Origin of the sequence: Stenotrophomonas maltophilia (genome assembly GCF_001274595.1) — a bacterium.
Lineage (GTDB): Bacteria > Pseudomonadota > Gammaproteobacteria > Xanthomonadales > Xanthomonadaceae > Stenotrophomonas > Stenotrophomonas forensis.
On sequence record NZ_CP011010.1, the window covers coordinates 4,710,063 to 4,730,930 of the forward strand.

General features: G+C 67.9%; 13 protein-coding genes and 1 riboswitch. Of the genes, 4 read left to right on the top strand and 9 right to left on the bottom strand.

The window, feature by feature from the left end; genetic code table 11:
• Nucleotides 1-27 precede the first annotated feature (27 nt).
• A riboswitch (yybP-ykoY riboswitch) is annotated at nt 28-117 on the top strand.
• 88 nt (nt 118-205) lie between these two features.
• Nucleotides 206-781: a manganese efflux pump MntP family protein gene (locus tag VN11_RS21310; RefSeq protein WP_008264753.1), complete on the top strand. Its 576-nt coding sequence runs from the start codon at nt 206-208 to the stop codon at nt 779-781.
• A gap of 92 nt (nt 782-873) precedes the next feature.
• On the opposite strand, the gene VN11_RS21315 is transcribed toward VN11_RS21310, so the two are convergent.
• The 6 genes from VN11_RS21315 to glyQ form a co-directional block, all read right to left on the bottom strand.
• Nucleotides 874-4,320, bottom strand: a complete 3,447-nt coding sequence (locus tag VN11_RS21315) for a hybrid sensor histidine kinase/response regulator (RefSeq protein WP_053451175.1) — start codon at nt 4,318-4,320, stop codon at nt 874-876.
• Between the two features lie 135 nt (nt 4,321-4,455).
• Nucleotides 4,456-6,603 (bottom strand): S46 family peptidase, encoded by a 2,148-nt coding sequence (locus tag VN11_RS21320; RefSeq protein WP_053451176.1) that lies wholly within the window; start codon nt 6,601-6,603, stop codon nt 4,456-4,458.
• A 170-nt stretch (nt 6,604-6,773) separates the two neighbouring features.
• Nucleotides 6,774-10,634 carry a translocation/assembly module TamB domain-containing protein gene (locus tag VN11_RS21325; RefSeq protein ID WP_053451177.1) on the bottom strand — a complete coding sequence of 1,287 codons (3,861 nt, stop codon included), beginning with the start codon at nt 10,632-10,634 and terminating at the stop codon, nt 6,774-6,776.
• Nucleotides 10,631-12,427 (bottom strand): autotransporter assembly complex protein TamA, encoded by a 1,797-nt coding sequence (locus VN11_RS21330; protein WP_080374988.1) that lies wholly within the window; start codon nt 12,425-12,427, stop codon nt 10,631-10,633. Before VN11_RS21330 ends, VN11_RS21325 begins: the two co-directional genes overlap by 4 nt.
• Nucleotides 12,428-12,683: 256 nt before the next feature.
• Entirely contained in the window at nt 12,684-14,759 is a 2,076-nt protein-coding gene (glyS, locus tag VN11_RS21335; RefSeq protein WP_053451178.1) for a glycine--tRNA ligase subunit beta, read from the bottom strand.
• Nucleotides 14,760-14,830: 71 nt separating this feature from the next.
• Nucleotides 14,831-15,742 (bottom strand): glycine--tRNA ligase subunit alpha, encoded by a 912-nt coding sequence (gene glyQ, locus VN11_RS21340; protein ID WP_053451179.1) that lies wholly within the window; start codon nt 15,740-15,742, stop codon nt 14,831-14,833.
• Between the two features lie 84 nt (nt 15,743-15,826).
• On the opposite strand from glyQ, the gene VN11_RS21345 reads away from it, so the two are divergent.
• Genes VN11_RS21345 through VN11_RS21355 form a run of 3 tightly spaced genes read left to right on the top strand, consistent with a single transcriptional unit; the run spans nt 15,827 to nt 19,342 of the window.
• The gene (locus VN11_RS21345) at nt 15,827-17,662 is read left to right on the top strand and encodes a GspE/PulE family protein (RefSeq protein WP_053451180.1); all 1,836 of its coding nucleotides are present in this window, start codon (nt 15,827-15,829) and stop codon (nt 17,660-17,662) included.
• A complete protein-coding gene (locus tag VN11_RS21350; protein WP_053451181.1) occupies nt 17,634-18,380 on the top strand; it encodes a glutamine amidotransferase in 747 nt (248 codons plus the stop codon). Before VN11_RS21345 ends, VN11_RS21350 begins: the two co-directional genes overlap by 29 nt.
• 50 nt (nt 18,381-18,430) lie before the next feature.
• A complete protein-coding gene (locus tag VN11_RS21355) occupies nt 18,431-19,342 on the top strand; it encodes a BPSS1780 family membrane protein (RefSeq protein ID WP_049455838.1) in 912 nt (303 codons plus the stop codon).
• A 70-nt stretch (nt 19,343-19,412) separates the two neighbouring features.
• Here VN11_RS21355 and tatC read toward each other — a convergent pair whose 3' ends face one another.
• From tatC to tatA, 3 genes are read right to left on the bottom strand one after another with little or no spacing between them, the layout of a single operon-like run.
• A complete protein-coding gene (tatC, locus tag VN11_RS21360) occupies nt 19,413-20,162 on the bottom strand; it encodes a twin-arginine translocase subunit TatC (protein ID WP_008267959.1) in 750 nt (249 codons plus the stop codon).
• A complete protein-coding gene (gene tatB, locus VN11_RS21365) occupies nt 20,159-20,623 on the bottom strand; it encodes a Sec-independent protein translocase protein TatB (RefSeq protein ID WP_053451182.1) in 465 nt (154 codons plus the stop codon). The genes tatC and tatB overlap by 4 nt, the downstream gene beginning before the upstream one ends.
• 15 nt (nt 20,624-20,638) lie before the next feature.
• Nucleotides 20,639-20,866, bottom strand: a complete 228-nt coding sequence (gene tatA / locus VN11_RS21370; protein ID WP_005420453.1) for a Sec-independent protein translocase subunit TatA — start codon at nt 20,864-20,866, stop codon at nt 20,639-20,641.
• Between the last annotated feature and the right edge of the window lie 2 nt (nt 20,867-20,868).

The window sequence follows — 20,868 nt, forward strand, 5'->3', positions numbered from 1 at the left end:
CGCGGATCGCGGTGCTAAGCTTCGCGTCCCCTTGGGGAGTAGCCGGATTCCTTCGCAGGAATCGTCCACGTCAACATACTCGGCCAGTGCGCCGTGGCGTGGACAACCATGATGGTTGGCGAGACCAGCGGCCCGCGCGCGCAACACCAGGTTGGGCGCGAGCGCAGGCCGTGCGTCCGTCCTAGCCCGACCTTCCGCTGCCGCCATGTCTCCTGTTTCGATCCTCCTGATCGGCTTCGCCATGTCCACCGATGCCTTCGCTGCGGCGATCGGCAAGGGTGCCGCCATGCGCAAGCCGGTGTTCCGCGATGCGCTGCGCGCCGGCATCATCTTCGGCGTCATCGAAGCGATCACGCCCATCATCGGCTGGCTGCTCGGCCGTGCCGCCCTGCAGTACGTCGAAGCCTTCGACCACTGGATCGCCTTCGGTCTGCTCGGCGCGCTGGGCATCCACATGATCTACAACGGCCTGCGCCCGGACAGTGCCGAGGAAGAAGAAGATCCTTCGCAGCACCACGGCTTCTGGAAGCTTGCGCTGACCGGCTTTGCCACCAGCATCGACGCGATGGCAGTGGGCATCGGCCTGGCCTTCATGGACGTGCATATCGGCGTGATGGCTGCGGTGATCGGCCTGTGCACGCTGACCATGGTCACTGCCGGCATCATGCTCGGCCGCGTGCTGGGCAGCATGGTCGGCAAGCGCGCCGAGATCATCGGCGGCGTGATCCTGGTGATCATCGGTGCGACGATCCTGTACGAACACCTGCATGGCGTGGGGTAACGCGCCCGCGATTGCGTGGTTGCCGGCCAGCGGCCGGCACTACCAGACGTCACATCCACGCATGGCGTGGATCTACTGCCGGGCGGCCGGCACTACTGCGCATCGCGCAGCGCGCCCAGGAAGGCGCGCAGCGAGGCCGGCTTGATCGGTTTGGTCAGCACGCGGTAGCCGCGCTCGCGCGCCATGCGCTTCAGTTCATCGCGGCCGTCGGCGGTCAGCAGCGCACCGGGCAGTGGGTAGCCCGCCGCATCGCGCAGGGCCACCAGTGCATCCAGGCCGTCCATGCGGTCGTGCAGGTGATAGTCCACCAGCATCACCTGCGGACGCTCGGCGATCTTCTCCAGCGCCTGGTCGACGGTCGCGGCGGTGATCACCTGCACCTGCCAGCGGCCAAGCAACGCGCGCATGCCGTCGAGGATTTCCTCGTCGTTGTCCACGCACAGCACGCGCAGCCCGGCCAGCGAATCGCTGCGTACCGGTGCGGCCACGGCCTGTGCCGGCGTGGCCAACTCGGTGTATCCGGGCAGTGGCGCCACCCGCGGCAGGATGATCGAGAACATCGAGCCCTTGCCGACCCGGCTGCGTGCGTTCAACCGATGGTCGAGCAGGCGCGAGATGCGCTGGCAGATCGACAGGCCCAGGCCGAGGCCCTGCTCGCCCCAGTCGAACGGCTGCTGGTAGCGGTGGAATTCGTCGAAGATCTGCCGCATGTGGTGCTCGGGAATGCCGGGGCCGGTATCCCACACCTGCAGCTCCACTTCGTCACCACGGTGGCGTACTGCCAGCACGATGCGGCCCTGGCGGGTATAGCGCAGCGCGTTGGCCAGGAAGTTCTGCAGCACGCGGCGCAACAGGCGGCGGTCGCTGCGTACCCACGCCGGGCGCGCGAACAGGTCCAGGCGCAGGCCACGGCCAGCGGCGACCGGGGTGTATTGCGCAGCCAGTTCGCGCATCAGCGCGCTCACGTCGAACTCGCCGATCACCGGGTGCAGGCCGCCAGCATCCAGCCGCGATACATCCAGCAGACCATCGAGCAGTTCCTCGGCGGCACGCAGCGAGGCATCCACGCGTTCGGCCAGATGCTTCTGCTCGTCACTGACGTGGTCACTGTCACGCAGCGCGGAAGCAAACAGGCGCGCGGCATTCAGCGGTTGCAGCACGTCGTGGCTGATCGCCGCCAGGAAGCGGGTCTTCGACTGCTGCGCGACCTCGGCCTCGTGCGAGCGCTCGGCCACGCGCTGTTCCAGCGTCTCGTTGGCTTCCAGCAGGGCTTTTTCCGCGTGCTTGTAATCGGTGATGTCGTTGTAGCTGGTGACGTAGCCGCCACCGGGCAGCGCCTGGCCACGCATCTCGATCACCTTGCCGTCGCTGCGGGTACGCTCGAACACGTGTGGTGAACCGGCGCGCATGTAGCCGATGCGGCGGTTGATCTGGATCTCGATGTCGCCCTCGCCAAGCTCGCCACGCTCGGCGTTGTAGCGGATCAGGTCCGCCACCGGGCGCCCCACGTAAAGCATGCCGTCGGGGTAACCGAACATGTCCTGGTAACGACGGTTCCAGGCGGTCAGGCGCATGTCCGGATCGACCACGCTGACTCCTGCGCTGATGTTCTCCAGCGTGGTCGACAGGATCTCGCGGTTGAAACGCAGCTCCTGCCCGGCTTCATCCAGCACCGCCACCACTTCGCCCAGGTCCATGCCCGAGCCGCGCAGCAGGCTGGTCAGCAGCAGGCGCGCGGACGCCGCGCCGATCGATGCGGCCAGCAGACGCTCGGTGAACTGCACCCAGGGCCGGTCGGCCGGTGCCGAGGACTGCAGCTCGCGCCCCAGCGACTGCGCCTGCTCGAAGAAGGCGCGCCGCGCGTGGCGTTCACCGACCACACGCGAGGCCAGTGCCAGCAGGTCGCCCACGTGCACATGACCGGGCCAGCCACCGGCCACCGAGGGGCGCTCGGCATACGGATCGAGGAATGGCGCGGCGCGCAGCCGCTCGTCCACGCCCGGTCGCCAGCGCGCGGACACCAGCATCATCGTCGCCGCATTGACCAGCAGTGACCAGAACGTGCCATGGGTCAGCGGGTCCCAACCGGTCATGCCGAACAACTGCTGCGGGCGCAACCAGGTGATGCCGAACGGGCCATTCTGCACCCAGCCGGCGTCCATCCAGCCGGCCATCGTCATCGCCGGCAGCAGCAGCGTGTACAACCACGTGCCGAAGCCCAGCAGCATGCCCGCCTCGACGCCGCGGCGGCTGGCGCCACGCCAGTACAGGCCGCCGATCAGCCCCGGTGCGAACTGCGCCACGGCAGCGAACGCCATCAGGCCGTAGCTGGCCAGGGTGCTGTCATTGCTGCTGCTGCGGTAGTAGCTGTAGGCCATCAGCGCCAGCAGCAGGATCGCCAGCCGGCGGATCCACAGCACGCGCGAGGCGACGTCGGCCGCTTCCTGGTGATCACCACTTCGGCGCAGCAGTACCGGCATCACCAGGTCGTTGCTGACCATGGTGGCCAGCGCGATCGAGGACACGATCACCATGCCGGTCGCCGCGGAGAAGCCCCCGATGTAAGCAATCAACGCCAGTGTGTTGCGCCCTTCCGCCAGCGGCAGGGCCAGCACCATCGAGTCATCGGCCACGCCACTGCCGGTACCGAACAGGCTGACACCGGCGGTGGCAATCGGCAGCACCATCGCCGAGATGAGTACCAGGTAGCCGCCGAACATCCAGCGCGCACGGCGTACGTCGCGTACATCCCCGCACTCGACCACCGCCACGTGGAACTGGCGCGGCAGGCAGATGATGGCGAGGAAGCTGAGCAGCGTCTGCGACAGGAAGCCCACCGGAGGCAGCCCGGTGAACAGCGTATGCACCGACTCCACCACCGCTTCGTTGCGGTCGCTGAGCCAGACGTAGGCGAACACGCCCACCGCCACCATCGCCACCAGCTTGATCACGGACTCCAGCGCAATGGCCAGCATCATGCCGTGGTGGTGCTCGGTGGCATCGACCTGGCGGGTACCGAACAGGGTGGCGAACAGCGCCATCAACAACGCCACGTACAACGCCGGGTCGCTGAAGAAGCCGGTCGGGCCGGTGTTGCCGGTCAGTACCTGCAGGCTCATCGCCACCGCTTTGTACTGCAGGGCCAGGTACGGAATGATGCCGATCAGCGCGATGATCGCCACCAGCGCAGCCAACCGCCGCGAGCGGCCGAAACGCGAGGAGATGAAATCGGCGATGGAGACCACGTTCTGGCTGCGCGCGATCAGCGCCAGGCGCTCGATGATGCGCCAGCCGAACAACAGCAGCAGCAAGGGGCCGATGTAGATCGGCAGGTAGCCGATGCCGTTGCGCACGGCGGTGCCGACCGCGCCGTAGAAGGTCCACGACGAGCAGTACACCGCCAGCGCCAGGCTGTACACCACCGGCCGCAGCCATGGCCGGTCGGGATACATCGGCCGGCGGTCACCCCACCACGCCACGCCGAACAGCAGCGCGGCATAGGCAACCGAGACCAGCAGCAGGATCCAGCTGGAGACCACGCGCGTGTTTCCGTCGGAGGAACCCGCAGTGTAGGCCAGGCATGGCCGGGTGTACGGGCTCGTTGGGGGCAACCACCCCCACCAGGGTGGGGGCCTACGCGGTGCGGGCCACGACCGTTGGTCGTGGCCGGCTTCTTACTGGGCCGGCACGCCCATTTCCTTCAGCAGCTCGGGCGCCGGGTAGACCTTGGCCAGCAGCCAGCGCAGGTAGCGCATGTCCACGTGCACGGCACGCTTGTAGCGCGGGTCGAACCACCAGCTGGCGCTGACCGACTCCCAGTTGCTGTCGAAGTTCAGGCCGATCAGTTCACCCTTGGCGTTGAGCACCGGCGAGCCGGAATTGCCGCCGGTGGTGTCCAGGTTGGTCAGGAAGTTGACCGTCTGGGTCTTCAGCGCCGGATCGGCGGTGCTGCCGAAGTCACCCTTGGCGATCGCCGCCAGCAGCGGCTTGGGTGCATCGAACGGATAGGCGTTGGTGTTCTTCTCGACGATGCCGGCCACGGTGGTCACCGGCGAGTAGCTCACGCCATCGCGCGGATGCAGTGCTTCCACCTTGCCGTAGCTGATGCGCAGGGTGCGGTTGGCATCCGGGTACACCGCACGGCCCTGCTTGGCACGCCAGGCGAACAGCGCCTGCATGTAGGCCGGGCGCAGGCGCAGCTGCTCGCCTTCGCGGGTCTTGCTCTCGTTCTCGATGCGCAGCTGCGCGGCCACCAGCGGGCCGGCCACGGCGATCAGCGGATCGGCAGCCAGCGCCTTGCCTTCGCGGGCGGCAGCGAAGCGCGACAGGCGCTGCGCCTCGTCGCCCAGCTGGGTGCCGGCGTACAGGGTGTCCAATGCCTTGGCCAGCTGCTGCGGGGTGCGACCGAAGGCGGCGTCGAACTCGGCCACGCGCTGCGCATCCGGCAGCTGCTGGTAGCGGGTCAGCAGGGTGGTCAGCAGCGCCTTCTCGACCTCCGGCGCATAGCGGCGCTGCACCTGCTTGAGCACGCCTTCGATCATCGCCTGGTCGCGCTGCTGGTAGCCGCTCTCGCGCTGCGCGTCGGGCTTGGCCGACTCAATGCGCAGGCGCTCCAGCAGCAATGCCGAGCGCAGCAGCTGGCTCTGCATCGCCATCTGGTCCAGCAGCAGGTCACGCTCGCCCACCGCCGCACCCTGCGACAGGTTGGCCAGCAGCGCCTTGATATCACCCTGGTACCTGCGGTCGGTGGCGGCCAGCATCGCGCTTTCGTCGGCGGCACGCTGGGCCTTGGCATCGCTGCGCAGCAGGCCTTCCAGTTCACCGGCGGCGCGCTTGCGGTTGTTCTTCAGCGACTGCAGCTGCGAGGCGTAGCGGGTACGCGCCTGTGCATCCTTGGCGCTGGCGGCTTCGATGGTGTCGATCATCTGCTGGAACACCGACACGCGGCGCGGCAGCACGGCATCGATCTGGCCGGCGAATTCGGCGGCGGTGCGGTGGCGGTAGGTGATGCCCGGGTAACCGGCCAGCATCGCGTAGTCGCCTTCCTTCGGGCCTTCCACCGACATCTGCAGGTGTGCCGGTGCCTGGTAGGGCACGTTGTCCTTGCTGTAGGCGGCCGGCTTGCCGTCCTTGCCGACGTAGGCACGCAGCAGGGTGAAGTCGCCGGTGTGGCGCGGCCACATGAAGTTGTCGATCTCGTCGCCGTAGTTGCCGATCGCACGCGGCGGCGCGTAGACCAATCGCACGTCGCTCAGTTCCAGCTGGGCGATGCGGTAGAAGTCGGTGCCGTAGTACATGTTGGCCACCGAGCAACGCACGCTGCCGTCCTTCTCGCACTCGGCCACGATCTGCTTGCTGGCCGCATCCACCGCATCGAAGTAGGCACGGCCGGTCTTGCCGCGCGCCTGCGCCAGCACCTGGTCGGTCACCTTGTCGAAGCCGACGGTGACCAGCACGCGGAAGTCCGGGTTGGCCGGGCGCTCATCGGCGCGGCCGTTGGCGATGAAGCCGTTGTCGATCAGGTTGTGCTCGGGCGAGCTGTTGTACTGGATTACGCCCATCGCCACGTGGTGGTTGGTCAGCAGCAGGCCGTCGGCGGACACGAACGAGCCGGTGCCGCCACCGGCACGCACGACGGCGCTCAGCGGCGGCGCGGTGACGTTGGCCAGGTCGGCCGGATTGCCCTTGAAGCCTGCGGCCTGCAGCGGCTTGGCCAGTTCCGGCAGCTGGGTCGGCATCCACATGCCTTCATCGGCGTGGGCGCCGGCGGCGAGGGTCAGGCCGAGGGCCAGGGCGGTGGGAAGGGCTTTGCGTGGTGACATGGGGCAATCCGGTACGACAGAACAGCCCGGGACCATAGCCGCTGGGGGCGGCCGGGGCAACGGCCGATGGTTGGGTCGACGTGCACGGTCGTGCCGGCCGCTGGCCGGCAACCCTCGCAACCCGGGAGATACGGTGCAGCTGCCGGCCAGCGGCCGGCACTACCGGATCGTTATTTCTCCCGTCGCCAGTTGATCGAACCGCGGTTTTCCACCGTGCTCGATTCCACTTCCACGTCGAAGCCGCGGCGCAGCAGGTACTTCAGCGTGATCACCGAACCGGCACCGACCAGCGACACGCCGTAGCCGACGTACAGCTTGGGCGAGATGTACTTGCCGACGCCGATCACCGAGCCTCCCAGCGCGCGCGACTGGCTCACGCCGGCGTCGTCCAGGCCCAGCTTGGCGCCCAGCTGCGAGGCCAGCAGGCCACTGCCTGCAGAGAGTGCCGCCGAGGCCGCGTTGACCTGCTGGGTCTGGTCGCTGCTGGCGCCGGTCAGGCTGCGGCCCAGCACCAGGTAGGCCAGCGCCTCGGACTGCGACATCGCCGGCTCGGACCACACGTCCGCACGCGGTTGCTGCGCACGCCCGGTGACGTCGATGCCGGCCGTGACATCACCGACCCGGCGCTCGGCACGGATGTTGATGCGCGGGTCGGAGACCGCGTTGTAGTTCCAGGTCAGGTTGCCGCGGGTGATGGTCAGGTCCTGCCCATACGCCTTGTAGCGCCCGCTCACTTCCAGGCCACCGTTGGCGGTCATCTCGCGGCCGGGCTTGGCCCAGACCTGCATCTTGCCGGTCAGCGCGCCCTTCAGGCCGAAGCCGGTCATCTTCACCTTGTCGCCGAGGCTGACCGTCAGGTCCATGTCCAGTGGCGAGGTGCGCGACTCTTCCGGATCGACCGGATCGAGCACCACCACGTCTTCGGACACCGAGGTGCCGCGGTCCAGGCGTTCGAGGTCGATATCGGCCTCGGGCACATGCACGGTGCCACGCAGCTCCATTGCCGCCTTGGCCAGGGTGAAATCGAGGTTGGGATTGGCGACGATGCGCAGTTCGCTGGTGTTGGACAGCAGCACGTTGTCGCCGTGGATCTTCAACTGCAGCGGCTGTGCATCACCGAACCACGACAGGCCGCCATCCACGTACAGCGTGCCCTGGCCGGAATTGGCCTGCGCGGTGATCCTGGCCGAGCCATCAGGCTGGGCCACGAAGCTGCCCTTGCCCTGGTCGAAGGTCAGGCCCAGCGCCGGGAATTCACCCTTGAAGTTGCTCAGCTGCGCGTCACCGCCCAGCGATGGCTGGCCACGGGTGCCGCGCAGGCTGACGTGGCCTTCGATCAGGCCGGTCGGGCGCACGATGTCCGGCGAGAACAGCTCCAGCCAGTACAGCCGCGACATGTTGAGGTAGAGCTCGCCGTTCAACGGCGCACTGGCTTCCCAGCCGGTCTGCATCTTGGCATCGACGAAGCCGTTGCCCTGGAAGCCCATGCCCAGATAGCCCTTGATGCTGGCCGGGGTCATGTCCAGTTTCAGCGAGAACTGGTCATAGCGCACCAGCTCGCCACGGGACGCATCGCCCACCGTGGTGCGGTTCTCGCCCAGGCGCACGCCGCCTTCCTTCGAGCGCACTTCCACATGGCCTTCCCAGGCATTGCCGCGCGGGCGGATCTGCGCGTCCAGGCTGACATCACCGCGCAGGTAGATGCGGCGGCCGGACTGCGGCGGCAGCCATGGCTGCACCAGCGCCAGCGGCAGCGCATCACTGCGCACCACCAGGCCCTCGCGCGGCCAGTTTGCCTGGGCGCACAGCGCGCCACTGCTGGCGGCGGCCAGGCAGGCTTCGGACAGGGTGTAGGTGCTGCCGTTGATCGCGAACGCGGCCGGCGCACGCAGCGACCAGGCATCGCCCTTCACCGGTGCGATGCGCAGCGATGCCAGCTCGCCACGCCACTGCGCGCCCTGCTGGCGCACGCTGCCCTGCAGCTCGATCGCGCCCATGTCGTTGCGGGTCTGCGCGGCCAGCCGCAGATTGGACACACTGCCCTGCGCGTCGATGTTCAGCCGTTCCAGCAGCATGCCGGCGTTGACCTGTTGGCCCTGCACCGCCAGCGTGCCGCTGTCGCCGCGCCACGGCAGGTGGCCCTTGATGCTTACGCTCTCGGCGCCGTAGCCATCCCAGTTGAGGTTGTTGCCGATCAGGTCGGCGGTGATGTCCGGCGCATCGCGCGGGCCCTTCACCTGCACCTGGCCACGCAGGCCACCATCGGCGCCCGGCAGCAGATCGCTCAGCTGCAAAGGTTCGAAGCGTGCATCGATGTCGAGACGATCACCGACCTTGCCCGAAGCGGTGACCCGGCTGCTGCCCAGCGCCAGCTTCAGGTCGCCCTGGCCCTGCTCGCCCTGCAGCGCGAACTTGCCCTGTGCGTCGAGGTTGCGCTGGCGCAGGATGCCCTTCAGCGACGGCAGATCCACCGTCGCTTCCAGCGTGCCGGCCGTGCCCGGTGCGGCATTGGCCGGCGGCGGCAGCTGGCGCCCCTTGGAGGCCAGGTTGCCGGACAGGCGGCCATTCCAGCCCGGCACGAAATAGCCGGGGTCGAAGTCCTTCAGTGCAGCCTTGGCGTCCCAGTCCAGCTGTGGCGCCCAAGCGACCTGGCCTTCCACCTGCAGCTGGCCACCCGGGGTCTGCGCCTGCAGCTGGTGGATCGACGCGGCCTGGTCATTGCCACGCACGTCGAAGCGCAGCTGTGCCTTCTGCTTTTCGCGTTCGACCTCGGCGCGGCCAATCGCCGCCCATGCCTTCAGCGTGCCGGCCAGGCCGAAGCGTGCTTCCTTCAGCGTCACCGGTACCGGCGCGCTGCCGGCGGTGTTCGGGTCCGCGGCCGGCACATAGGTCAGGTTCCGCGCGACCACCGAGAAATTGAGCTTCTGCTGGTCTTCCTGGCTGAAATCGGCGGTGCCCTCCAGCCGGGCTTCGCCCCCCAGGCCCTTCACCAGCAGCGGCGAGACCTTCAGCACCTGGTCCTGCAGCGACACCACCGACGGTGCCAGTTCCAGTTCCTGGTCCCCCTGCTTCACCTTGCCGCGCAGGTTGGCGTTGCCGCCCTTGCCGGCAGCGGTGAAGTCCAGCGCCAGCGGCGCGATCGCCGAGCTGGCCAATGCCGGCGACAACAGCGCCAGATCCAGTTCGTCACTGCGGATGCTGGCATTCCAGCTCGGATCGGTCCGCCCGTCGAACACCAGCATCGCATGCAGCGGCTTCGGTGCACGCCCGGCCACCGCCACCTCCATGTGCGCAAGGTCGCCGCGTGCCACCAGCCCGACCGTCGCCGCAGTGCGCCCACGCGGGGCCGGCAGCACCGCCGTGACCGTCACGTCGGTGTCGTAGTCCTTGGCCGGGATGTAGCGGCCCTGGGCGGTGAAATTGCCCATGTCGCTGTCCACGACCAGCTTGTGCGCCTGGAATTCGCCGTTGGCGATTTCGATGCCACCGCGCACGCGGCTGATGTCGATCACCGGCTCGTTGGCCTGGCTGATGCGGAAGCCATCGATGGCAATGGCGTCGGCCTGGATCGCCAGCGGCATCTCGATCTGCGGCAGCGAATCCGGCCACGACGGCAGCTTGAACGGCTCGTCACTCTTGGCCAGGTTCAACGTCGCGTTGGTCAGTTCCAGCTTGTCCAGCAGCAGCTTGCGGCCCAGCAACGGCCGCAGGTCCGGCTCCAGGTGCGCGCGCTCGGCGTGGAAATGGATGTCGTCATAGCGGAAGTCGACGTTGTACAGGGTCAGCGGACCGGCCACCGGGCCGTCCACCTTGTCCCAGGTGAAGCTGGCGCCGACCGGCAGCCGTGCCACCACCTGCGCCAGCAGCACATCGCGGCCGGCCACGGTCTGCAGCAGCCAGTACACCGCCAGCAGGGCCAGCAGCACCAGGCCGATCACGCCGGCGCCGGACCATGCCCAGAAGCGGCGGCGGCGGTAGAAGCGCACGCGCGGCGGCGTGTTCGGGGTCGGCGTGGGTGCGGGCGTGCTCACAGGTCCGCTCCGATGTTCAGGTACAGCTGGAACTGCGAATCCGGGTTGTTCAGGCCGTGCGCCACGTCGATGCGTACCGGGCCGACCGGCGATTTCCAGCGCACGCCGAAGCCGACGCCAGTGTGCAGATCAATGGTGTTGTCGAAGGCGCTGCCGGTATCGACGAACACCGCCGCGCCCCATGGGCCGCCATTGAAGTAGTGCTCGTACTCGGCCGAGCCGATCACCAGGTTCTTGGCGCCCAGTGCGTACTTGTCCGGCGCAGGCGTACGCGGGCCGACCTCGCGGTAGGCGTAGCCGCGGATGCTGCGGTCGCCGCCGGCGAAGTAGCGCAGGCTCGGTGGCATCGCCACCAGGTCGCTGGTCCAGGTGGTGCCGCCCTCGCCGCGCAGGATCAGGCGGTTGCTTTCGCCCACCGGGATGTACCAGCGCAGCACGGCATTGGCCTGCACGAAGCTGGTATCCGAACCGACGCCCTCGATGCCGGTCCGTAGCGTCGCGGTGCCGCTGATGCCCTTGCGCGGGAACATCTGGTCGTCAACGTTGACGTAGTCGGCCACCATCTGCGGGTACACCAGCGTCGAGGTGTTGTAGACCGCATCGGTGAATTCGGTGCCGGAGGCGTAGCGCCAGCGCTCGCGCAGCGCGTTGACCGAGGCGATCGCGGTCCAGTGCTCGTTGATCTCGCCGCTGCGGCTGGCGATCAGCTTGAAGTTGCGCAGATCGATGTAATCGGTCTGTTCGTCATACGCGCTGGCGGCGAAGGTGTACCAGCCGTCGAGCCAGTTGAACGCCGGGATGCGGTAGCTGGTGACCAGGCTCTTGCGCTTCTGCGCATAGTCCAGCTGCGTGTTCATCTTGTGGCCGCGGTTGTTCAGGAACCGCCGCTCGATGCCACCGCGCACACCCGGGCCGCTCTCGCTGCCGTAGCTCAGGCCGGCGGTGTAGATGGTGCGCTTGGCGCGGGTCAGCTTCACGTCCACCGGCACGTCGCCGTTCGCGTCGGCCTGGTCCGGACGCGGCTGGATGTCGATCACGCTGAAATAGTCCAGCTTGGTCAACGACTGCCGCAGGCGATCCAGCTTGCCCTCGTGGTAGTAGCTGCCCTGGTCCCAGTACACCAGCGGGTCGAACAGCTTGTCGACGAAGTAGTCCTGTTCGAAACGCACCGGGCCCATGTTGTAGCGGCGGCCACTGTCCCAGGTCAGGTCGATGTCTGCAGCATTGTCGGCGCGGGTGATCTGCACCTGGCGCTGGGTGTAGTCGGCGTCGAAGTAGCCACGTTCGGCCAGGCGGCGGGTGATGGTGATCTTGCTGGCTTCGTACTGGGTATGCACGAAGCGCTGGCCCTTGCGCGGCTTGAACGCAGCCAGGTCGTCCTGCAGGTACTGGTCGTAGATCGCCGGGCCGGTGATGTCGATGTGCTCGCGGCGCACGGTGACCGGCGCACCCTTGTCGACATGGATCAGCACGCGCACGTGCTCGTCCACGCGCGGCGCCTCGACCTTGATCACCGGGTTGTAGTACCCGAACGGTTCCAGTGCCTGGCGGGTCTGCCGCTCGGCCTGCGACAACAGGTACTCCAGGCGCGACTCGCCCTGCTCCTTGCCGATCGTGTCGTACAGCGACAGCGATTCCTGGATGTTCTCGATGATTGCGGCGTCGTCGCCCTTGTCCAATCCCTTGATGTCCACCTTGTCGATGGTGCCGCGCGCGTGGGCCACGGAAGTGGCGGCCAACGACAGGACCATCAGCGGCAGGGCGTATTTCTTTGGCTGCATGCGGCACAGCATACCGACCGGAGGTGACGATGCGAAATGCATCACGTCATTCGGGATCGGTTGTTAAGTGGCGGTCAAAATACGCGCCTTTGTGGCGATCATCGTAAATGCCGATGAGGAAGCCGGCATCGTCCGCGATGCCGGCAATGACCCCGATGGACATCCGCCGGCGGTGATCCGGTAGTGCCGGCCGCTGGCCGGCAACCCACAGATCGATCCGATGCGCGGTGGCAATGCCGGCCAGCGGCCGGCACTACCGATACGGGCATCAGCTCGACAGATGCTCGATCGCCGCGACCTTGCCCAGGCGCTCACCCAGCATCGTCAGCAGCGCCAGGCGGTTGCCACGCAGCGCCGGATCCTCGGCATTGACCATCACGCCATCGAAGAAGGCATCGACCTGCGGGCGCAGCCGGGCCAGGCGGGCCAGCACGGCCACGTAGTCCTTGTGCTGCAGGCTGGCGCCGGTGTCGTCGATGGCCGCGGTGACGGCTTCAGCCAGCGCGCGCTCGGCGTCTTCCTGCAGCAGCGCCGGGTCGATCTGGGCCGGAATGTCGCCCTCGGCCTTGCGCAGGATGTTGCGGATGCGCTTGTTGGCCGCGGCCAGCGCCTCGGCTTCCGGCAGCGCAGCGAAGGTGCCGATCGCATCCAGGCGGCGGTCGAAGTCATACAGCGAGGCCGGCTTCAGCTCGGCCACCGCATTGAAGTGCGTGGCCGGCACGCCCTTGTCGGCGTAGTAGCCCTTCAGGCGGTCGAGGATGAAGTCGTACAGCTCGCCGACGTCGACCTGCACGTTGCGCGCGGCCAGGCCGGCGTTGGCGCTGGCCAGCAGCGCGCGCAGGTCCAGCTCGAAGCCGCTCTCGATGATCGTGCGGGCCAGGCCCAGCGCGTTGCGGCGCAGGGCGAACGGGTCCTTGTTGCCGGTCGGCTTCAGGCCTGCGGCGAAACCACCGGCCAGCGTGTCCACGCGTTCAGCAATCGCCAGCACCTTGCCCAGCGCCGACAGCGCGATGTCATCGCCACCGAAGCGCGGCTGGTAGGCCTCGTCGATGGCCAGCGCGACCTCGGCCGATTCGCCACCGGCCACGGCGTAGTGGCGGCCGGCGATGCCCTGCAGTTCCGGGAATTCGTTGACCATGCGCGATTGCAGGTCGTTCTTCGCCAGTTCGGCGGCACGCCGTGCCTGCGCAGCGTCGGCGCCAACCTGCGGCGCGATCACCTCGGCCAGGGCGGCCACGCGGGCGACCTTGTCGGCCACGCTGCCCAGCTTGGCCTGGTAGGTCACCGTCTTCAGGCCCTCGCCCATCGACGCCAGGCCCTGCTTCAGGTCTTCGTCGAAGAAGAACTTGGCATCGGCGAAGCGCGGGCGGATCACGCGCTCGTAGCCCTTGGCCACTTCGGCCACGTCCTTCGATTCGATGTTGGCGATGCCGATGAACTTCTCGGTCAGCGTGCCGTTGTCATCCAGCACCGGGAAGAACTTCTGGTTGATCTCCATCGTCTCGATCAGCGCTTCCTGCGGCACCGCCAGGAACGCGCGCTCGAAGCTGCACAGCACCGCCGACGGCCACTCGACCAGGTTCACCACCTGATCCAGGTTGTCCTCGGTGATGCGGGCGCTGCCGCCGGCCTTGGCCGCAGCGGCCTCGACCTCGGCGACGATGCGCGCGCGGCGCTCGCTCGGGTCGACCAGCACGAACGCGGCGCGCAGGGCTTCCACGTAATCCTGCGGCTGTGCCAGCGACACGGCCTGGTCGTGGTGGAAACGATGGCCACGGCTGACACGGCCAGCCTGCAGGCCGAACAGTTCGGCCTCGACCACGTTGGCACCGTGCAGCAGCACCAGCCAGTGCGCCGGGCGCGCAAAGCCCCAGGCGTGGTCGCCCCAGCGCATCGGCTTGGGAATCGGCATCGCCGCGATCGCCTCGCGCAGGATCTCCGGCAGCAGGCTGGCGGTGCTCGCGCCCGGCGTCACCGCACGGTGCACGAAGCGCTCACCCTTGTTGTCGGTGGTCTTCTCCAGCGCGGTCCAGTCGATCCCGGCCTTGGCGGCGAAGCCCTGCAGGGCCTTGGTCGGCTGGCCTTCGGCGTCCAGCGCGATGTTCAGGTACGGGCCCAGCACTTCGCTGTGCTGTTCCGGCTGTTCCAGGCCAACGCCCGGCAGCAGCACGGCCAACCGGCGCGGGGTCGACAACGGGCGTGCATCGCCCAGCTCCAGCGCGACGCCGCGCTTGCGCAGGCCGTCGACAACGCCATCGAAGAAGGCCTGGGCCAGGCCCGGCAGCGCCTTGACCGGCAGCTCCTCGGTGCCCAGTTCGATCAGCAGGGGGGACAGTTGGCTCATCGTTTCAATCCTGTGGTGGGGGCGCAGCGCGCGACGCGTCCGGCGCCCCGGAGTAAGGGGGAGAGCGGCGGTCAGGCCTTCTTGGCGCCCGGGAAGCCCAGCTTCTCGCGCTGCTCGTAGTAGGCCTTGGCCACCGCCTGGGCCAGCGCGCGCACGCGCAGGATGTAGCGCTGGCGCTCGGTCACGCTGATCGCGCGGCGCGCATCGAGCAGGTTGAAGGTGTGGCTGGCCTTCATCACCTGCTCGTAGGCCGGCAGCGGCAGGTTCACTTCCACCAGCTTCTGCGCTTCGCGCTCGCAGGCATCGAAGCGGTGGAACAGTTCGTCCACGTCGGCATATTCGAAGTTGTAGGTGCTCTGCTCCACCTCGTTCTGGTGGTAGACGTCACCGTAGGTCACCGGCTGGCCGTCCGGGCCGTAGGTCCAGACCAGGTCGTAGACGTTGTCGCAGTTCTGCAGGTACATGCACAGGCGCTCGAGACCATAGGTGATCTCGCCCAGCACCGGGCGGCATTCCAGGCCACCGGCCTGCTGGAAGTAGGTGAACTGGGTCACTTCCATGCCGTTGAGCCAGACTTCCCAGCCCAGGCCCCAGGCACCCAGCGTCGGCGATTCCCAGTTGTCCTCGACGAAGCGCAGGTCGTGCACCAGCGGATCGATGCCCAGCGCCTTCAGCGAATCCAGGTACAGCTGCTGGATGTTGTCCGGTGCCGGCTTCATCGCCACCTGGTACTGGTAGTAGCGCTGCAGGCGGTTCGGGTTCTCGCCGTAGCGGCCGTCGGTCGGGCGGCGCGAGGGCTGCACGTAGGCCGCGTTCCAGCCTTCCGGACCGATCGCACGCAGGAAGGTGGCCGGGTGGAAGGTACCGGCGCCCACCTCCAGGTCGAGCGGCTGGATGAGCACGCAGCCCTGCTGGGCCCAGAACTGGTTCAGGGTCTGGATCAGGCCCTGGAAGGTGATCGGAACGGTCGGGGTCGCGGACATGCGGACGATTCTTGGCCGGCAAGGGGGGTGCGCTAGTATAACGGCCGACCTGCGGGGCATTCCGTACCCGGGAGGAGCAGGCAGATGGAACATCGGCTGCCGGTGGGCACGCCCGGCGAGGCGGGCGGCGTTCCGCTGCCCTGGGGCCGCCTGCATTTCGAGCAGATCGCCGCGGCGCTGATCGCCGATGGCCTGGTGGCCGAGCAGGACCGCGAGCGCATGCGGTTCTCCGCACAGGGTGCGCGCAACGCCAGCGAAGTGCATCCGCTGGTGCTGCTGTCCAACCTCAAGCTGGCCGCCAACGGCGGCGGCGAACTGACCCTGGAACGCCTCAGTGAATGGCTGGCGCAGCGTACCGGCTGCCGCTACCTGCGCATCGACCCGACCCGGGTCGACGTCGCCGCGGTCACGGCCCTGGTGTCGCATGCCTATGCCCGCCGCCACCGCTTCCTGCCGCTGGCGGTGGATGCCGAGCGCGTGCTGGTGGCCACCAGCGAGCCGCTGGTGCAGGAATGGCGCCGCGACCTGCAGCACCTGACCCGGCGCCGCATCGAGCTGGCGGTGGTCAATCCGCTGGACCTGCACCGCTACACCATGGAGTTCTACGGGGTGACCCGTTCGGTGCGTGGCGCCCGCGGCGATGTGCGCGGTGAGGCCAGCACCACCCTGCCCAGCTTCGAACAGCTGGTCGAGCTGGGCCGTGCCGGCGACGTCAACGCCGATGACCAGCACATCGTGCACATCGTCGACTGGCTGCTGCAGTACGCCTATGAGCAGCGCGCCTCGGACATCCACCTGGAGCCGCGCCGCGAGATGGGACGCATGCGCTTCCGCATCGACGGCGTGCTGCACAAGGTGTTCGAGGTGCCGCCGGCGGTGATGACCGCCGTGGTCAGCCGCATCAAGGTGCTGGGCCGCATGGACCTGGCCGAGCGCCGGCGCCCGCAGGATGGCCGCATCAAGACCCGCTCGCCGGGCGGCCGCGAAGTCGAGATGCGCCTGTCGACCATGCCCACCGCCTTCGGCGAAAAGTGCGTGATGCGCATCTTCGACCCGGATGCCGCGTTCAAGAGCATCGACCAGCTCGGTTTCAGCCCGCAGGAGGCCGCCGGCTGGAATGCACTGGTCGAGCGCCCGCACGGCATCGTGCTGGTCACCGGCCCGACCGGCTCGGGCAAGACCACCACCCTGTATTCCACGCTGAAGCGGCTGGCCACACCGGACGTGAACGTGTGCACGGTGGAAGACCCGATCGAGATGATCGCGCCCGAGTTCAACCAGATGCAGGTACAGACCAACATCGACCTGGACTTCGCCAGTGGCGTGCGCACCCTGCTGCGACAGGACCCGGACATCATCATGATCGGCGAGATCCGCGACCTGGAAACCGCGCAGATGGCGGTGCAGGCCTCGCTGACCGGTCACCTGGTGCTGTCCACCCTGCACACCAACGATGCGCCCTCGGCAGTCACCCGCCTGCTCGACCTGGGCGTGCCGCATTACCTGCTGGCCAGCACCCTCAACGGCATCCTCGCCCAACGCCTGGTGCGCACGCTGTGCCCGCACTGCAAGCAGCCGCACAGCCTTGGCGCCGCCGACTGGGCGGTGCTGGCTGATAGCCATGCTGCATATCCAGATGCCGCCACGCCCTGTCGGCCGGTCGGTTGCCTGGAGTGCCGACGCACCGGATTCCTCGGCCGCATCGGCCTGTATGAGCTGCTGCCATTGGGCTCGCGGCTGCGCGGGCAGATCCGCGCCGACATGGACCTGGCCGGTTTCACCCGCGCCACGCGGGCTGAAGGGCTGCGAACCCTGCGTCAGGCCGGGCTTGAAAAGGTGGCGCAGGGGCTGACTACAATCGAGGAAGTCCTGTCAGTGCTGCCGCCCCCGGATGAACCCAGCTCCGTTCCTGATCCTTGAAACCGGCCGCCCGGTGCCGTCACTGCGCCGCTACGGGCGCTTCCCGCACTGGATCCGCGTCGCCGCCGGGCTGGAAGAACATGAGACGGTGGTGGTCGATGTCGAACACGGTGGCGCCCTGCCCGATCCGCACGGCTTCGCCGGCGTGCTGGTGACCGGCTCGGCCGCGTTCGTCACCGACCATGCCGAATGGAGCGAGCGCAGCGCCGCCTGGCTGCGCCGGACCGCCCACGACGACCTGCCGGTGTTCGGCATCTGCTACGGCCATCAGCTGCTGGCGCACGCGCTCGGGGGCGAGGTGGCCTACAACCCAGCGGGCCGCGAGTCCGGCACGATCGAGCTGGAACTGCAGCCACAGGCCGCGCAGGACCCGCTGTTCCAGGGGTTGCCACAGCATTTCGCCGCCCACGCCACCCATCTGCAGACCGTGCTGCGCGCGCCCGACGGTGCCGAAGTACTGGCGCGCTCGCCGCTGGATGGCTGCCATGCCTTCCGCTGGGGGCGCCAGGCGTGGGGCGTGCAGTTCCATCCGGAATTCGCCACCCACCACATGCGTGGCTACGTGCGCGCCCGCGCCGACTGCATCGGCCGCCACGGCGGCTGTGCCCGCAGCATCGAGCGCGCGGTCAGCGCCGCACCGCTGGCCCGCCAGCTGTTGCGCCGCTTCGTCCGCCAGGCGCGGCTGTCTTCAGCCCAGCCGGCGGCAAAACAGGGATAATCGGCGCCACGGGCAGCCGCCCGGCCCCCTCCTGTCCCTCCCGGATGTCCATGAAAGAGATTCGCAAGCTGCCGGCTTCGGCGGGCGCCCAGTGGTTGCTGGATACGTTCTCCCTGTACCGGCGTGCGCCGCTGCAGCTGGCCCGGATCGGCCTGACCTGGCTGCTGGTGAGCTGGGTGGTGACCCTGCTGTCGACGTTGATTCCCGGCGCCGCCGGCATGGCCGTGCAGCTGATGACCCTGGCCATTTCGCCGATCATGTTCGGCGGCATGCTGTATGCCGTCGGCGAGATCGACGAAGGCCGCCCGGGCCTGGCCTCGCACCTGCTGCAGCCGATCCGCGACCACCGCGTCAGCCACCTGCTGGTGCCGCTGGCGATCCAGGTGCTGGCGGTGCTGCTGCTGGGCGCGCTGCTGTTCATGATGATCGGCCGCGAGGGCTTCACCGCCTTCAGCGAGGTCATGACCAAGATGGAAGAGATCAGCCGCAGCGGCCAGCAGATCAAGCCGGACGATGCCGCCGCGCTGGTCGCCAACCTGCCGGCCAAGCGCATCGCGCTGTGGATGCTGCTGGTGTTCCTGAGTGCGGTCGCGCTGTCGCTGGCGATGTTCACCCAGCCGGCGCTGGTGGTGTTCGACAAGCAGAGCGGCATGCACGCGCTGCGCCTGAGCCTGCAGGGCTGCATCGAGAACATCGGCGCGATGATCGTGTTCGCCGTGCTCGGCCTGATCGCCGCGTTCTGCATGTACATCCTGTTCGTGATCGTGATCCAGATCGCGATGCTGATCGGCGGCCCGCTGGCCGCAGCCTTCATCGCCCAGCTGGTACTGACCACGGTACTGATGCCGCTGTACGTCGGCGCGGTCTATGCCGCATGGAAGCAGATGTTCGTGCACCGCGGCAGCCGCGCCGCACCGCCGATCCCGACCACCCCGACCTCCAGCGACATCTTCCACGCCTGACCGAAAAAGGGGACGGAGGGAATTAAGTCGTTAGCGGCACAAACGACTTAATTCCCTCCGTCCCCTTTTTTCAGGCGGCGGGTTTCTTCACTACCGACGATGGCACCAGCCAGCGTGCGGCGTGGATGCCCAGCTCGTAGAGCAGGCACATCGGGATGGCCAGCATCAGCTGCGACACCACGTCCGGTGGGGTCAGCACGGCGGCCACCACGAAGATGCCGACGATCGCGTAACCGCGGCCTTCCTTGAACTGCTGCGGCGTCACCCAGCCCAGCAGCACCAGGATCACCATCGCCACCGGCAGTTCGAAACTGCCGCCGAAAGCGAAGAAAATCGCCAGCACGAAATCCAGGTAGGCGTTCGCATCCGGGGTGATCGCAATCACGTCCGGGCTGAAGGTGGTGAGGAAGTGGAACACCGCCGGCAGCACCAGGAAGTAGGCGAAGGCACAGCCGGTGTAGAACAGCACCACCGACGACACCAGCAACGGTACCGCCAGGCGCTTTTCGCGCGCGTACAGGCCCGGCGCAACGAACGCCCACAGCTGGTACAGCAGCCACGGCACCGCCACGAACAGGGCGACGAAGAAGGTCAGCTTCAACGGCGCGAAGAAGGCACCGGCCGGGTTGGTCGCAATCATCGTCTGCCCGTTCGGCAGCTGCGAAACCAGCGGTTCGGCCAGCGCGTTGTACAGCTTCTGGGTGAATGGCAGCAGCGCCAGCAGCGCCACGCCCAGGCCCAGCAATGCGCGCACCAGCCGGCCGCGCAGTTCCACCAGATGTTCAACCAGCGAGCTTTCGCCGAAATCCTGCTCACTCATGAGGGGCGCTCCGTGTTCTGCGCCGGCGGCGTCGCATTGGTTTCACTGGCCGTGGCGGCGCTGGGCGCTACCGCAGCGACGTCCTGTGCCGGTGCCTGGTCCGTGGCAGCCGGCTCGCCCAGGTGCGGCGGCAGATCGGCCGGCGCCGGCGCGCGTACTTGCTGCGCCAGATCGTCGCCCTGCTGCTGTGCCTGCTGGGCTTCGCGACGGATCGCTTCGCCACTGGCGCGCAGCTGGTTTTCGGTGTCCTGCATGCCCTGGCGCACGTCCTGCATCTGCCGCTTGATCTCCTCGGCCTGCAGTTCGCGCTCCAGCTCCTGTTTCACCGAATCCCACTGATTGCGGGCACGACGCACCCACAGACCGGCGAAGCGGGCCGCCTTGGGCAGGCGCTCGGGACCGAGCACCACCAGGGCGACCACCGCAATCACCAGCAGTTCGCTGAAGCCGATATCAAACACCGCAACCGCTCCGGATCAGCGAGCGTTACGGTCGTGCTCGTCCTGCGCGGTGCGCGAGGCGTCCTGGCTGCGCGACTCGTCGCCCAGCTGCGCGTTCGGCTTGTCCTCGTCGCGCATGCCCTTCTTGAATTCCTTGACCGCCGAACCGAGGTCCTTGGCGCCACTGGTCAGGCGCTTGGTGCCGAACACCAGCAGGACGATGGCCAGCACGACCAACCAATGCCAGATGCTGAAACTGCCCATAA

Bases quoted from the DNA above. Each gene is read 5' to 3' on its own strand.
- glyS (WP_053451178.1), bottom strand. From the start codon at position 14,759: ATGAGCCAACTGTCCCCCCTGCTGATCGAACTGGGCACCGAGGAGCTG.
- VN11_RS21330 (WP_080374988.1), bottom strand. From the start codon at position 12,427: ATGCTGTGCCGCATGCAGCCAAAGAAATACGCCCTGCCGCTGATGGTC.
- VN11_RS21310 (WP_008264753.1), top strand. From the start codon at position 206: ATGTCTCCTGTTTCGATCCTCCTGATCGGCTTCGCCATGTCCACCGAT.
- glyQ (WP_053451179.1), bottom strand. From the start codon at position 15,742: ATGTCCGCGACCCCGACCGTTCCGATCACCTTCCAGGGCCTGATCCAG.
- VN11_RS21350 (WP_053451181.1), top strand. From the start codon at position 17,634: ATGAACCCAGCTCCGTTCCTGATCCTTGAAACCGGCCGCCCGGTGCCG.
- VN11_RS21345 (WP_053451180.1), top strand. From the start codon at position 15,827: ATGGAACATCGGCTGCCGGTGGGCACGCCCGGCGAGGCGGGCGGCGTT.
- tatC (WP_008267959.1), bottom strand. From the start codon at position 20,162: ATGAGTGAGCAGGATTTCGGCGAAAGCTCGCTGGTTGAACATCTGGTG.
- tatA (WP_005420453.1), bottom strand. From the start codon at position 20,866: ATGGGCAGTTTCAGCATCTGGCATTGGTTGGTCGTGCTGGCCATCGTC.
- VN11_RS21320 (WP_053451176.1), bottom strand. From the start codon at position 6,603: ATGTCACCACGCAAAGCCCTTCCCACCGCCCTGGCCCTCGGCCTGACC.
- VN11_RS21355 (WP_049455838.1), top strand. From the start codon at position 18,431: ATGAAAGAGATTCGCAAGCTGCCGGCTTCGGCGGGCGCCCAGTGGTTG.